This is a genomic window from Microbacterium wangchenii, assembly GCF_004564355.1.
Classification (GTDB): domain Bacteria; phylum Actinomycetota; class Actinomycetes; order Actinomycetales; family Microbacteriaceae; genus Microbacterium; species Microbacterium wangchenii.
The window spans coordinates 850,973-864,499 of sequence record NZ_CP038266.1; the positions used below are offsets into that span (position 1 = coordinate 850,973).

The following is a 13,527-nucleotide window of genomic DNA, read 5'->3' on the forward strand; positions in this document are numbered from 1 at the left end:
GCTCGGGGTGCCGTCCGGCCGGGGCACCGCCGCGCGGGTAGGGTCGTCAGCGCATGAACCGCCTGCTCGTCGCCCTCCTGGCCGCCTTCGACGCCCTCGTGGCGGCCGCGGGCGGCCTCGCCATCGCCCTGGCCCCCCTGGCCCTGCTGTGGGTGTTCGCCCTCGGCGGCGGGGCCGACTGGGCCGCGCTGTGGCCGGCGAGTGCGGCGGTGTGGCAGTTCGGTCATCTCGTCCCGCTGACGATCCACCTGCCCGGCACGTACCTCGCCGCGGCGGGGATCGATCCGTCGGCCGCCGACTTCGTGCTCTCCCTGGCTCCGCTGGGCTTCGCGGTGTTCACCGCCCTGTTCGCCGCACGTTCGGGGGGCCGCGCCGCCCGCGCCGGCGAGCCGCTCACCGGCGCCGTGTCGGGGTCGCTGGTCTTCGCCGCCGTGACGGCCGTGGTGGCGCTGAGCGGCGCGACGCCGTTCGCCGAGCCCGCGCTGTGGCAGGCGCTGCTGTTCCCCGCCCTCGTGTACGCGGTGCCGTGCGCCCTGGGCACCGCCGTGGGCGCCTGGGCGGAAGGCGAGGGGATCGCCGGCCGGCTGCGCGAGCGCGTCGAGAGTGCTCGCGGTGGATGGGGCGCCGTGCCCGGGCTTCTCGTGCGGGGCGCCGCGATCTCCGTGCTGGGGGTCGTGGCAGTGGGCGCCCTGGTGTTCGCCGTCGCCGTCCTCGTGCGCGCGGGGCAGGTGGTGGCCCTGTTCGAGGCCGGCAACGTCGACGCCGTGGGCGCGACGGTGCTCGCGGTGGGGCAGCTGGCGTACCTGCCGACGCTCGTCATCTGGAGCGCCTCGTTCGTCGCCGGACCCGGCTTCGCGCTGGGCACGGGGACGGCCGTGTCCCCGGCGGGAACGCAACTCGGCGTCATCCCGGGCATCCCGGTGCTCGGGGCGATCCCCGAATCCACGTCGCCGTGGCTCCTGGTGCTCGCACTCCTGCCCGTGGCGGTGGGGGCGCTGGCCGGGTGGATGCTGCGCTCCCGGCTCGTGGCGGAGCATCCGGGCCGCGAGCACTTCGCACCGCGCGTCGTGGTGGTGGCGGGCATGAGCGCGCTCACGGGCGCCGTCTTCGCGCTCCTGGCGGTGTGCGCGCGCGGCGCGATCGGCCCGGGCCGGCTCGCCGAGACGGGACCCGAGCCCGGGCCGCTGGCTCTCGCGGTCGGCCTCGAGATCGCGGTGGGCGCGGCCATCCTGATGCTCGCGCCGCACCGCGGGTCCGCGTCATCCGGGCTCGGTGCGGCGGCCGGCGCCGCGCCGGTGTTCGGCGCGACGGGCGACGACGAGCGGCGCGACGAAGACGCGCGCTGGGACGAGGGCGCCCCGGAGCGTCCGCGGTGGGGCGGCGAGCCCCGCCACGACGCCCGCTGGAACTCCTACTCCGGGTGGGAGCGCGCTGTGCCGGCCGAGGCCTGGCCGGAGCCGCCCCCGCCGCCGGAGGCCCGGCCCGACGCGGCTCCGCTCCCCACCCTGCCGACCTCCGCCTTCGGCACCGGCCCGCTGGGGTCGGCTCCGCGCGAAGACGCGCAGGAGGACGCGTCCGAACCCGAGCCGGACGGCTCGCTAGACTGACCGGGTGCTCACGGTCGCCGTCCTCATCTCGGGATCGGGCTCCAACCTCCGCGCACTGCTGGATGCCGCCGCGGCGCCCGACTTCCCCGCGCGCGTGATCGTCGTGGGCGCCGACCGCGAGGCCGACGGGTTCGCCCACGCCGAGGCATACGACATCCCGACCTTCCTCGTGCCGTGGAGTGCGTTCGACTCGCGCGAGGCATGGGCCGAAGAGCTGGACGCTCAGCTGCGGGCCTGGCAGCCCGACCTGGTCGTCCTGAGCGGGTTCATGCGGCTCCTGCCGACGAGTTTCGTGGCGGCGTGGTCGCCCCGCATCCTCAACACCCACCCCGCCTACCTGCCCGAGTTCCCCGGCGCCCACGGCGTCCGCGACGCGCTGGCGGCCGGCGCGACGCGCACCGGCGCGAGCGTCATCGTCGTCGACCCCGGCGTGGACAGCGGGCCGATCGTCGCCCAGGAGCGGATCGACGTGCTCCCCGGCGACGACGAGCGCTCGCTGCACGAACGCATCAAGATCGTCGAGCGGCGCCTCCTGATCGACGTCGTCCGCGGGGTCGCCACGGGGGAGCTCGACCTCGCCGCGATCGCCGGTGCACCGCATCCCGCCCCTTCGGCCCCCGCTCCCTCGACCTCCGCGCCCTCAGACACCTCGGCCCCCGCTCCCTGATCGCCCTCGCCCAGAAGGAACACCTCCATGGCTGGACCCCGTCACGACCCGACGCTGTACCGTGAACGCGATGTCGTCCCTATCCGGCGCGCACTGGTGTCGGTCAGCGACAAGACCGATCTGCTGCGCCTCGCCGAAGCCCTCGTCGCTGCCGACGTGGAGATCGTGTCCACCGGATCGACCGCCGCCACGATCCGCGACGCCGGGCACCCCGTGACCGACGTGGCCTCGGTGACGGGTTTCCCCGAGTCGCTCGACGGGCGCGTGAAGACGCTGCACCCCGGCGTGCACGCGGGCCTGCTGGCCGACCTGCGGCTCTCCGACCACGAGCGCCAGCTCGACGAACTGCACATCGCGCCGTTCGAGCTCGTCGTGGTCAACCTCTACCCGTTCGTGGAGACCGTGGCATCCGGAGCCGCCGGCGACGACGTCGTCGAGCAGATCGACATCGGCGGACCGGCGATGGTCCGCGCCTCGGCGAAGAACTTCGCCAACGTCGCGATCGTCGTCTCGCCCGAGAGCTACCCGGCCATCATCGAGGCCATCGGCGGGGGCGGCACGACGCTGACCCAGCGCAAGGAGCTCGCCGCCCGCGCCTTCTCGCACACCGCGGCGTACGATGCCGCCGTCGCGGCCTGGTTCGCGGAGGGGACGCTCGTCGAAGACGGCCTGCCCGAGCACCTCACGATCAAGGCCGAGCGCCTCAGCACGCTGCGCTACGGCGAGAACTCGCACCAGCGCGCTGCGATCTACACGCGCGTGGGCGGGCACGGCATCGCCCAGGCCACGCAGCTGCAGGGCAAGGAGATGTCGTACAACAACTACGTCGACGCCGACGCCGCCCTGCGCGCCGCCTTCGACATGGTCAAGCCCGCCGTCGCGATCATCAAGCACGCCAACCCGTGCGGCATCGCCGTGTCGGCGCCCAACGCGCTGGATGAGATCGCCAGCGCGCACCTGCGCGCCCACGAGTGCGATCCGGTCTCCGCGTTCGGCGGGGTCATCGCCGCCAACCGCACCGTGACGCTGAAGATGGCCGAGAACCTCCGCGACATCTTCACCGAGGTCATCGTCGCGCCGGACTTCGAGCCGGAGGCGCTCGAGGTGTTCAAACTCAAGCAGAACCTGCGCGTCCTGCGTCTGCCCGTGGACTGGCAGCAGGAGCGGATGGATGTGCGGCTGGTGTCGGGCGGCCTGCTGCTGCAGGACGCCGACCGGTTCCCCGACGACATCGAGTCGGTCGCCGACGCGTGGCAGCTCGTCTCGGGCGAGCGCCCGGCCGCGGAGGAGATGACGAACTTCATCTTCGCGTGGAAGGCGTGCCGCGCCGTGAAGTCCAACGCGATCGTGCTGGCGAAGGGCTCCGCCACCGTGGGGATCGGCATGGGACAGGTCAACCGCGTCGACTCGTGCCGGCTCGCCGTCGAGCGCGCCGGGAACCGCGTCGCCGGTTCGGTCGCCGCATCCGACGCCTTCTTCCCGTTCTCCGACGGACCCCAGGTGCTCATCGACGCGGGCGTATCCGCGATCGTGCAGCCGGGGGGATCCGTGCGGGACGATGAGGTCATCGATGCGGCCCGCGCCGCGGGCATCACGATGTTCTTCACGGGCGAGCGTCACTTCTTCCACTGATCCATCCACGTAAACGAAAGGCGGTTCCCATGTCGGATGTCCTCGCAGAGCGGTGTGCTGCGCTCGCCCAGCCGGTTGTCGACCTCATGGCGGCGGCGATCGAGTGCCAGACGGGTAACCCGGAGACCTTCGACCGGGTGATCGCGCTGGCCGGTCAGGTGCGCACCGTCGCCGAGCAGGGGGCCGACGGCATTTCGCAGCCGGATTACTCCGCGTGGGCCACCGGCGCGCCCGCCGTGCTCACCGCGATGGAGCGGGCCGCCGAGCGCCGCGACGCGAAGGGCGTCTGGACCGCGTTCGCCGACCCGCAGGTGGGTCTGCACCGCGTCGGCACCGCGTGCCAGGGCTACCCCCGCTGGTAGCCCGGCCGCTGTAGCCGCTCCGGCCGCGGCGTGCTGTCGGCGTGCTGTCGGCGTGCTGATGCTGCCGCCCGAACTCCGCAAGACCGCGCCCGGGAACCGGTTGCTACGCGCGGTTGCGCCGGATTTCCGGCCGGATTTGAGGAGTTCGGGTCGAGCGGGAGGCGGCTGGGTCGACGGGGACCACACGCAGCGGGCGCCTCCACCTCGAGCCACGACGGATCAGCCGGCGCGGCGTGCGGCCCTCGGGTTCGCAGGGGCCGCCGCCCGAACTCCGCAAGACCGCGCCCGGGAACCGGTTGCGACGCGCGGTTGCGCCGGATTTACGGCCGGATTTGAGGAGTTCGGGCAGGCGAAGTGCGAAGGGAAGCAGCGCCGGCGCGGGCGGGTTCGCAGGGCACGGGGAGGGCTCGGCGGACGCGGGCGACGTGCGGGCGACGTGCGGGCGAGCCGGGTCAGCAGGGGCCGGGGGGCGTCACGTCGGGCTCGGCGCCCCAGTTCGTGAACGTCACGTCGACCGCCCCGACCTCATCGGCACGCACCAGGCGCGACGGCAGGGCCGGGCCCGAGGTCGCCACGGTGAGCACGCCGGCCGCACCGTCCTCGCCCAGCAGCAGGTCCACGGAGCCGTCGGCGGGCGCGGTCAGGCCCGACGCATCCGACGTCAGCTCCGTGACCAGGTCGACCGGCTGCACGAGCGGCATCCACCGCTGCACGGCCGGGTCCTCCGGCGACACGCACGACCACTGCCCCGCGGGCAGGGCGAGCTGCCCCGCGACGGCGGGGGAGGGGCGGACCCACGCATCGCCCTCGTCCACGACGATCGAGGTCGCGGCGCCGTCGACGGTGACTTCGGCGGTCCACGTCTGCTCGTCGCCGATGCGGGTCACCTGAAGCTGGCGGCCGGATGCCGCGTCCCGGTAGCTGCCCGCGAGCTCCACCGCGCCGGCGGCCCGCATCGCGCGGATCACGCTGTCCCGCGCCCCCGGCGGCGGCAGCAGCGCCACGCCGTTGCCGTGGTCGGCGGGATCGTAGGTGGAGAGGTCGGCCGTGGTCGGTGTGGGCACCGGCTCGGCGGGCGCCCCGGCGCATCCCGCCAGCAGCGCGACGGTCGCCGCGAGCACGGCCAGGGCGCGGATGCGGCGGTCAGTCATCCGCCACGCAGGCCGACGCGCCGCCCTGATCGGCCACCGTGGCCGCGTCCAGGGCCACCTCGGCGGTCTGGTTGCCCTCGGCGGGGCGCACGACCACGCACGAGCGGTCGTCGATGAAGCCCATGCCCGTCGGGATCCACGCCTCGGTGCCGGTGACCAGCTGCGACACGTCGAGTTCGTCGCCGCCCGGTCCGCCGACGACGATCACCTGGTAGGCCACGTCGGGGCCCGACCACGACACGTGCACGTTGTCGTCGCCGGCGTCGAGGGTGAGGCCGGTCGCGGCAGGGCGCGGGTTCAGCAGGCCCAGCACGAGGAAGACGGCCAGGGCGATGAGGGCGAGCAGCGTCGTGATGGCCGAGACCAGGAACGCCGGATGCTTCCACATGGGCCGCGGCGTGATCTGGGCCTCTTCCAGCTCGGGCAGCACATCCGCGGCGGTTTCGAGGGGGCGGATCTCTCCCGCCGTCGCCGACAGGCTCGATCGGCCGGCGTCCCAGCCGATGCGGGCGGGAGCGGCGTCGGCCGGTGGCTGCTCGAACCGCGTGGGTGCGAACACCGGCGCGCTGGTGATCGGCGCCGCCGAACGGCGGGGGGCGGCCACGGTGGCGGCGGGGATGCCCTGGGCGGGTCGCCACTCGGTGTGGCCGGCTTCACGGTCGGCGGGGTCGGCCAGTGCCGCTCCCGAGCGCGCCGCACCGGGGCCGTCGGCCGCGTCGCGTTGCGCTCGGCGCGTCGGGATGCTCTCGCTCATACCACGCTCCGGAACCCCGGTTCGGAGCCGGGCACCCGCTTATCATAGTCAGAATCCTCACTTCCTTTGGAGGCGCTATGCCCCGCTCGCCCCTGCGCATCGTCAGCGCGGCCGCGGCGTTCCTGGTGTGCATGGGCCTCGGGGCGACCTCCGTCGCCGCGGCGGCGCCCGAGGATCCCGCCGCCGACAGCGGGGTGATCGAGATCCCCTATGGTGAGCCTGTCGACGTGCGCCCCAGTGCCGGCTGGACCGTCGACTGCGCGGGCGTCGGCACGCTCGACGACGTCGATGTGGCGTGCACCGACGAGGGTGTCACCCTCTCGGCCCCCTATGACCCCGACCACCCCGAGCAGGTGCTCGTGGTGCCGCTCCGGGCCGGCGACGCCGCTGCGCAGGTGCGGTACCGCGTGCGGCTTGCTCCTCCGGCCGCACCGGAGATCGCGGCATCCGCCATCGACGTGCCGCTCCCCGTCGGGCGGCAGAGTCTCATCCCGCTGACCCTGCTCGAGCTCACGTGCGTGCTGTGCGCCGACGCGCGCGTGGAGATCGGCGAGGTCCTGCCGGCCACCGCGCTGGTCGGGGTGGGGCCGGCGCACCTGGCCGTACGGCCGGGCGAGCCCGGTCCGATCTCGGTGAAGCTGACCGTCACCGACGACGCCGGCCAGTCCGTCGACGCCGAGCTGACCCTCTCCGCCGTCGCCGCCACCGACGGCGGTCCGGTCGCCGTGCACGCGAACGGACCCGAGCTCCGCCCCCTCGCGGAGCTCGTCGCCGGGGACGACATCACGGTGTCGTGCCTCGCTCTCAGCCCGCGCCTGTCGTGCGGCGCCGACGGCGAGCTCACCCTCACGGAGGAGTCGGATGCTGCCGTGCAGGCGGCGTTTCGCGTGATCGACGCCGACGGCCGCCAGGCGCTCGGGAGCATCACGGTCGGCCCCGATCTGCCCGCCGCACCCGTGGCGCCGCTGTGGACCGACGCCGCCGATCTCGGCATCGTCGTGCCGGCGCCGCCGGAAGAAGAATCCACCGCACCCTCGCTTCTCACCCCGCTCGCCCGCATCCTGCAGGAGGTACCGGCGTCATGACGCTCCGGCTCACGATCGATCGTCCCACCGACGCCGCCCGCCGCCCGGAGTCGTGGGTGGTGAAGGTGGATGCGGCCACCACCGTGTCGGAGCTGGCGGAGTCGCTGAAGGTCGATCCGGATCTCCTGGCACCCGGCGCCGACACGGCCGAGAGCTTCGCCGAGTCCGGCGTGCACAGCGGTGTGCGCGTCCCCGCGGCCTCACCCGTCGTGATCTCTCCCGGACGCCTGCGGCTGGAGTTCGTCGCCGGTCCCTTCGCCGGCGAGGTGGTGCCACTCGAACCCGGCCAGGAGGTGTCGATCGGGCGCGGCAACGACGCGCATATCTGCGTCGCCGACCCGCACCTGGAGGGCCGTCATGCGATCCTCACGGCGGTGGGCGGCATGTCGCCGGACGGCTCGTTCGCGCCGCTGACGGCGACCGTGTCGCTGGCCGATCCGCAGGGCCACCTCGTCGTCAACGGCGCCGAGACGGCCGCCGCCGTCCAGATCGTCCCCGCCGACCTGGTGCAGCTGGGCAGCAGCATCGTCCGCATCGGACTGGCCCCGGCGCCGGACGCCGACCTCACCGTGGACGAGGTCGGCACGCGCGCGTTCAACCGCCCGTCCCGCATCCGCCCGGCGCGTCAGGTCCCCGTCGTCGCCCTCCCCGGTGACAAGCCCGACGAGGCGGACGGATCGCCGTTGCCGTGGCTGTCGGCGCTCATCCCGATCGTGCTGGGCGTGACCCTGGCCGTGGTGTTCCAGCGCCCCATCATGCTCATGATGGCTGCCGCCTCGCCCATCATGGTCGTCGGGTCGTTCATCATGAACAAGCGCCTCGCCGAGCGCAAAGGCCAGCGCACCGAGGCCGAGTGGGTGCAGGACATCCACGACGCGCGGGCCCGGATCGCCGAACTCACCCGCGATCAGCGCCTGGACGCGTGGTACCGGCACCTGGATCCGGTCCTCATCCGCGACATCGCCACGCGCCCGCTGGCGCGGCTGTGGGAGCGGCGCCGCACCGACACCGACGCCCTCCGCGTCCGCGTCGGCGTCGCCGAGACGCCGTTGGAGGTGCGGTTCGAGGGTGGACCGCAGAAGGAGCGCACGCTGGAGCGCCGCGTGGGCGTCTCGCCGGCACCGGTGTCGGTCGACCTCGCCGCCGGCCCCGTCGGCGTGAGCGGCCCCGCCGACGTCACCGCGGGCCTGGCGCGTGCGATGATCACCGACCTGGCCACGCTCCGCTCGCCCCGCGACCTGCAGTTCATCGTCCTGTGCGACCGCGAGCAGGAGTCCACGTGGTCGTGGGTGCAGTGGCTTCCGCACCTGAACGCCGGCGCCGGGCCGGTCGCCCTCATCGGCAACACCGACCACACCCGCCGCGAGCGCCTGCGCGAGCTGGGCGCCCTCCTGGACGCCCGGATGCGGGTCGCCGGCGAACGCCGCGGCGCCTCAGCGGACGCGCAGATCGTGCTCGTCATCGACGGCGCGCGGCGCTACCGCATGCTCCCGGGCATGGTGACGATCCTGGAGAAGGGCGCCCTGTTCGGCATCCACGTGCTCGCGATCGACAGCGACCGCTCGCGCCTGCCCGAGGAAGCCGCATCCGTCGTGACCGTCGACGGGGTCGATCCGCTCCTGGGCCGCGTCGAGTCGGCGGAGGAGTACTACGCGCCGGTGCTGCTGGATCAGGTGAGCCTCGCGTACGCCGAAGACGTCGCGCGGGCGCTGTGCCCCATCGAGCACGTGCGCGGCGTCGGCGATGACGCCACGCTTCCCTCCAGCGTCCGGTACAGCGAGCTCATGGGCATCGACCTGGACGATGCGCGGCCGATCGCCGAGCAGTGGCAGCTGGTGCCGCGCCAGTCGTACGTCGTGGTGGGTGCCGGCACCGAGGGGGAGTTCGCGATCGACATCGCCTCCGACGGCCCGCACGCGCTCGTGGCCGGGACGACCGGTTCGGGCAAGTCGGAGTTCCTGCAGACGCTCGTGATCTCCCTCGCGCTGGCCAACCGCCCGGACGCGCTGAACTTCGTGCTCATCGACTACAAGGGCGGCTCCGCCTTCGCCGATTGCAGCCGCCTGCCGCACACCGTCGGCATGGTGACCAACCTCGACGCGCGCGAGACCGAGCGGGCCCTGGCCTCCCTCGACGCGGAGCTGAAGCGTCGCGAGCGCGTCCTGCGCGACGACATCGGCGCGAAGGACGTCGACGCCGCGTGGGAGAAGGACCCGGATGCCGCGGCACGGCTGGGCCTTGCGCGCCTCATGATCGTCGTCGACGAGTTCGCCGAGCTCAAGACCGAGCTGCCCGACTTCATCAACGGCCTCGTGCGCATCGCGCGCGTGGGTCGCTCGCTCGGGGTCAACCTCGTGCTCGCGACGCAGCGACCCTCCGGCGTCATCACTCCGGAGATGCAGTCCAACATCAACCTGCGCGTCGCGCTGCGCGTGACCGACCGCGCCGACTCCGGCGACGTCATCGGAACCCCCGATGCCGCGCTCATCCCCGCCGGCTCGCCCGGTCGCGGGTACGTGCGCGCGGGACTGGATGCGGCGCCCATCCCGTTCCAGACCGCGCGGGTGGCCGCCCTCCGCCTCGGGCACCAGCGCACCGCGCGGGTGCTTCCTCCCGCCGCACGCGTGGAGTGGCAGACGCTCGGCCTCCCGCCGCGCTACCCCTCCGCGACCGAGCAGGCCACGCACCGCCCCGACCAGGACGACACGGATCTGCGTGCCCTCGTCCAGCTGGCCGGGAAGGCCGCGCAGCTGCTGGGCGTGCCCAAGAGCCCGTCGCCGTGGCTCATGCCGCTGCCCGACGTGCTGCCGCTGGACCGCTTCGACGACGGCGCCGTGCCCGAGGGTGCCGTGATCCTGGGCCTGGAGGACGTCCCCAGCGAGCAGACCCAGCGGCCGCTCGCGTGGAGCATCCTCGACGACTCGCACCTGCTGCTGTTCGGCGGCAGCCGCTCGGGCCGCACGACGGCGCTGCGCACGCTGCTGTCGCAGGCCGTGCTGCGCTTCACCCCCGCCGACCTGCACCTGTACGTCGTCGACTGGGGCAACGGTGCGCTCCTTCCCCTGACCGGGGCGCCGCACACGGGCGCCGTGATCACCCCGCAGGACGCCGAGCGGCTGCCGCGCCTGCTCGGACGCCTCGCCGGCGAGCTGTCCCGCCGCCAGGGCGTGCTCGCCCAGGCGGCCGTCGGCAGCATCGCCGAGCAGCGCCGCACCGCCGATCCGCGTGAGGCGCTCGCCTACGCGATCGTCGTGATCGACGGCTGGGAGCGGCTGTCGGCCTCCCTCAGCCCCGACGAGATGGTCAGCGTGCGCGACCAGATGCTGCGCCTGCTGCGCGAGGGTCCGGCTGTCGGCATCCGCGTGGTCGTGACGGCTGACCGCAGCATCCCATCCGACCGCATCGCGAGCTTCATCGACACGCAGTATGCACTCCCCATGCGCGACGTGAACGACTACCGCGGCGCCGGCATCATGGTGCGCGAGATCCCGGCCGACATGCCGGCCGGCCGCGTCCTGTTCGGCGCCGACGGAGCCGAGGGCCAGATCGCCGTGGTGTCGGCCGACACGTCCGGCGAGGCTCAGGCGGCGAACCTGCGCGGCACCGTCGAGCACGCCGCCGCGCACTTCGCCCGGTTCCCGCAGCTGGCCGAGCTGCCCTCCGCCCTGAGGGTGGACCCGCTGCCCTCGCACATCGGACTGTCGGATGCTGCGTTGCTGCCGCTGGCCGAGCCGGATGCGGCGGAGACCCCCGTGGTCGGCGTGGGCGGCGACACGCTGTCGCGCTTCACGATCGACTGGCCGGAAGTCGGCGGCTTCATCGTCGTCGGCGACCGCCGCAGCGGCAAGACCGACGCGCTCGCGCTCATCGCCCACCAGCTCGGATGGGCGGGCACGCCGATGGCGGTCGTCGCCGCCGCCGGATCCGTGCTGGCGGAGGTCGCCGCGGCCCACGACGTCCCCGTGCTGACCTCGGCGGCCACCGCCGAGCAGATCGAGGAGGCTCTCGCGGGGGAGGGCCTGGTCACCGTGATCGTCGACGACGCCGAAGCGATCCGCGACTCGGTGCTCGAGCGTGCGCTGGTGGCTGCCCGCACGCGCCTGCGCTTCATCATCTCGCTCGGCGCCGACTCCGCCGGCACCGCGATCAGCGGTGTGGTCACCGACGCCAAGCGCGGGCGCACGGGCCTCGTGCTCTCGCCCACGTCGACGATCCTGGGCACCCAGCTGTTCAGCACGCAGATCCCTCGGCCCTTCGTCGGCCGCGGGGCGCCGGGGTCGGGCGTGCTGTTCGCGACGGGTGGCTACAGCGCGGTGCAGGTGCCCGATCTGCGCGCCTGACCCGGTCGCGACCCGTGGCCGCAACCGGCTTCCCGCGCGCGTAAGCTGGGGGGGTTGTGTGCGGACGGGGGTCCGCACCATTCCGATGCGAGGATGCGCTTCATGAGCACGCAGTGCCGGTTCTGTGGTGCGGCCGTCCGGCCGAACACGATGTTCTGCCCGTCGTGCGGTCAGATCGTGGTGGCGGATGCGCCCGCGGCGACCGCCAGCGTCCTCCCGCCGCCCTTCCGCACGACCGGTGGCGGCACGCGCGAACCGCAGACCGTCGCCGCACCCGTCGCGCCGCCCGAGCCCGTGGCGCCCGTCCCGCTGCCCGACCTCGCCCCGCCCGTGGCCCGGCCGGCCGCCGTGGCCCCGCCGGCGCCCGTGGCTCCGGCCGCGCTGGCGCTGCGCATGCCGCAGGGCGCCGAAGTCGCCATCGACCAGGTGCTGGTCCTCGGACGCAACCCCGCCGGACGCGCGGCCGATCACGGCGGCGCGCCGATCGAGGTGGCCGACCCCACGCGCTCGGTGTCGCGCGTGCATCTGATCGTGCGTCCCTCCGGCCCTGGTGAGGCCTCGGCCGAAGACGCCGGCTCGGGCAACGGCACCCTCCTCGAGCGCGGCGGTGCGCGGCATCCGCTGCGCCCTCGCGACCCCATCGCCATCCACGCCGGCGACCGCCTCATCCTCGGCGACGTCGTGGTCGAAGTGGGGACGGCGCGATAGATTCGTCGCCATGACGGAGAGCGCGCCCGCCGAGAGACTGACCGAAGCGGTCGCGTTCGACGCCGACCGCGGCCAGCTGCGCGCTGCGCTGCGCCGCAACACCGTCTACGTCGCGGTGTACCTTGCGCTGGTCGCGCTCGTGGGAGCCGGCATCGTCGCCCTCGCGATGAGCGGCATCGGACGGCTCGCGACCTACTTCCTCCTGAGCATCTTCCTCCTCGTCCTGCTGGCCAGCGTCGTGCTGGGCCTGCGCCTCCGCCGTCGGCTGCAGACCTTCCTGCGCGCGGGTGATCCGCTGCTGCTGCTCTCCCCGCACGCGCTCGTCTTCGCCGGCATCCCGCCGATCCCGTGGGCGGACGTGCTGGGCGTCGTCTACTGCGACGAGCGGGCGAACCTGTCATCCGGCGGGGGGATCGGGCGCTGGATGAAGCGCCTCACCTACCGCGCGGGCGGTTCCCAGGTCACGCTCGTCGTGGGCGTCGCCCGGCCGAAGCGGTTCCGTGAAGGGGCCGCCGGCGGGCTCACGCGGTATCTCAGCTCGTCGTTCGATCTCGGCGGCTTCACGCTGCCCGTGGACACGGCCCTCAGCGACGTCCAACTGAGAGCGCTCGCGGGGTCGTTCCGCGCGCTGGCGGAGGGGGCAATCGTCCGTTACCTGGAGACCGATGACGCCCGTCGCGTCGGCCGCGCGGCCGCCTCCATGGCCACTGGCCGGCCCATGCGGCGGGACGCGTGACATGAGTTTCCTTTCATACTTGACACCCGAAGCGCAATAGCTATATTCGGACCGCCGTATATGTGTTAGAACTATGCGGAACCTATGACCCGGGCGGCTGATCGCCCTGAACCACGGAGGATCACATGGCGGACATCAAAGTCACCTCGGAGTCGCTCTCGGGCGTCGCGAACCAGCTCTCTTCGGGAGCCGCTTCGATCGAGTCGCAGCTGAGCAACCTGAAGTCGCTCGTGCAGGGACTCATCGCGGGCGACTGGGGCGGCGCAGCCTCGCAGTCGTTCAACGAGCTGTACGAGCAGTGGGATGCAGCGGGCCTGCAGTTGAAGGAATCCCTCACCGGGATCAGCGACCAGCTCTCGAAGGCCGCGCTGGCCTACGAGGAGTCGGAGAACAACATCAGCAACAGCTTCCGCGCCTGAGCATGATCGTCGGGGGCGCCGGCTGACGGCGCCCCCTGTCGTGGGTGGGCGGCGGAAGAGCTTAGG

11 protein-coding genes are annotated in these 13,527 nt (G+C 73.4%); 9 read left to right on the forward strand and 2 right to left on the reverse strand.

Annotation, left to right across the window (positions count from 1 at the left end):
* Positions 1-53 precede the first annotated feature (53 nt).
* From E4K62_RS04025 to E4K62_RS04040, 4 genes are read left to right on the forward strand one after another with little or no spacing between them, the layout of a single operon-like run.
* Positions 54-1,607, forward strand: a complete 1,554-nt coding sequence (locus tag E4K62_RS04025; RefSeq protein WP_187270396.1) for a cell division protein PerM — start codon at positions 54-56, stop codon at positions 1,605-1,607.
* A gap of 4 nt (positions 1,608-1,611) precedes the next feature.
* On the forward strand, positions 1,612-2,274 hold the full coding sequence (purN, locus tag E4K62_RS04030) for a phosphoribosylglycinamide formyltransferase (protein WP_135063826.1): 663 nt from the start codon (positions 1,612-1,614) through the stop codon (positions 2,272-2,274).
* A 27-nt stretch (positions 2,275-2,301) separates the two neighbouring features.
* A complete protein-coding gene (gene purH, locus E4K62_RS04035) occupies positions 2,302-3,906 on the forward strand; it encodes a bifunctional phosphoribosylaminoimidazolecarboxamide formyltransferase/IMP cyclohydrolase (RefSeq protein ID WP_135063829.1) in 1,605 nt (534 codons plus the stop codon).
* A 29-nt stretch (positions 3,907-3,935) separates the two neighbouring features.
* Positions 3,936-4,268, forward strand: a complete 333-nt coding sequence (locus E4K62_RS04040; protein ID WP_135063832.1) for a hypothetical protein — start codon at positions 3,936-3,938, stop codon at positions 4,266-4,268.
* A gap of 452 nt (positions 4,269-4,720) precedes the next feature.
* Here the strand turns inward: E4K62_RS04040 and E4K62_RS04045 are convergent, their stop codons facing one another.
* Together E4K62_RS04045 and E4K62_RS04050 are read right to left on the reverse strand one after the other, a co-directional pair.
* Positions 4,721-5,419: a hypothetical protein gene (locus tag E4K62_RS04045; protein WP_135063835.1), complete on the reverse strand. Its 699-nt coding sequence runs from the start codon at positions 5,417-5,419 to the stop codon at positions 4,721-4,723.
* Complete coding sequence (locus tag E4K62_RS04050; RefSeq protein WP_135063838.1) at positions 5,412-6,173, reverse strand: hypothetical protein; 762 nt, start codon at positions 6,171-6,173, stop codon at positions 5,412-5,414. The genes E4K62_RS04045 and E4K62_RS04050 overlap by 8 nt, the downstream gene beginning before the upstream one ends.
* A 77-nt stretch (positions 6,174-6,250) precedes the next feature.
* On the opposite strand from E4K62_RS04050, the gene E4K62_RS04055 reads away from it, so the two are divergent.
* From E4K62_RS04055 to E4K62_RS04075, 5 genes are all read left to right on the forward strand, one after another.
* Positions 6,251-7,258: a hypothetical protein gene (locus E4K62_RS04055; RefSeq protein WP_135063841.1), complete on the forward strand. Its 1,008-nt coding sequence runs from the start codon at positions 6,251-6,253 to the stop codon at positions 7,256-7,258.
* Positions 7,255-11,598 carry an FtsK/SpoIIIE domain-containing protein gene (locus E4K62_RS04060; protein ID WP_135063844.1) on the forward strand — a complete coding sequence of 1,448 codons (4,344 nt, stop codon included), beginning with the start codon at positions 7,255-7,257 and terminating at the stop codon, positions 11,596-11,598. The genes E4K62_RS04055 and E4K62_RS04060 overlap by 4 nt, the downstream gene beginning before the upstream one ends.
* A 102-nt stretch (positions 11,599-11,700) precedes the next feature.
* Positions 11,701-12,306, forward strand: a complete 606-nt coding sequence (locus tag E4K62_RS04065) for a zinc ribbon domain-containing protein (protein ID WP_135063847.1) — start codon at positions 11,701-11,703, stop codon at positions 12,304-12,306.
* Between the two features lie 10 nt (positions 12,307-12,316).
* Entirely contained in the window at positions 12,317-13,042 is a 726-nt protein-coding gene (locus E4K62_RS04070; RefSeq protein WP_135063850.1) for a hypothetical protein, read from the forward strand.
* Between the two features lie 125 nt (positions 13,043-13,167).
* On the forward strand, positions 13,168-13,461 hold the full coding sequence (locus E4K62_RS04075; protein WP_135063853.1) for a WXG100 family type VII secretion target: 294 nt from the start codon (positions 13,168-13,170) through the stop codon (positions 13,459-13,461).
* Positions 13,462-13,527: the final 66 nt, after the last annotated feature.

Coding starts and splice junctions, on each gene's coding strand:
- E4K62_RS04075 (WP_135063853.1), top strand. CDS start 13,168: ATGGCGGACATCAAAGTCACCTCGGAGTCGCTCTCGGGCGTCGCGAAC.
- E4K62_RS04070 (WP_135063850.1), top strand. CDS start 12,317: ATGACGGAGAGCGCGCCCGCCGAGAGACTGACCGAAGCGGTCGCGTTC.
- E4K62_RS04060 (WP_135063844.1), top strand. CDS start 7,255: ATGACGCTCCGGCTCACGATCGATCGTCCCACCGACGCCGCCCGCCGC.
- E4K62_RS04045 (WP_135063835.1), bottom strand. CDS start 5,419: ATGACTGACCGCCGCATCCGCGCCCTGGCCGTGCTCGCGGCGACCGTC.
- purH (WP_135063829.1), top strand. CDS start 2,302: ATGGCTGGACCCCGTCACGACCCGACGCTGTACCGTGAACGCGATGTC.
- E4K62_RS04055 (WP_135063841.1), top strand. CDS start 6,251: ATGCCCCGCTCGCCCCTGCGCATCGTCAGCGCGGCCGCGGCGTTCCTG.
- E4K62_RS04065 (WP_135063847.1), top strand. CDS start 11,701: ATGAGCACGCAGTGCCGGTTCTGTGGTGCGGCCGTCCGGCCGAACACG.
- E4K62_RS04025 (WP_187270396.1), top strand. CDS start 54: ATGAACCGCCTGCTCGTCGCCCTCCTGGCCGCCTTCGACGCCCTCGTG.
- E4K62_RS04050 (WP_135063838.1), bottom strand. CDS start 6,173: ATGAGCGAGAGCATCCCGACGCGCCGAGCGCAACGCGACGCGGCCGAC.
- E4K62_RS04040 (WP_135063832.1), top strand. CDS start 3,936: ATGTCGGATGTCCTCGCAGAGCGGTGTGCTGCGCTCGCCCAGCCGGTT.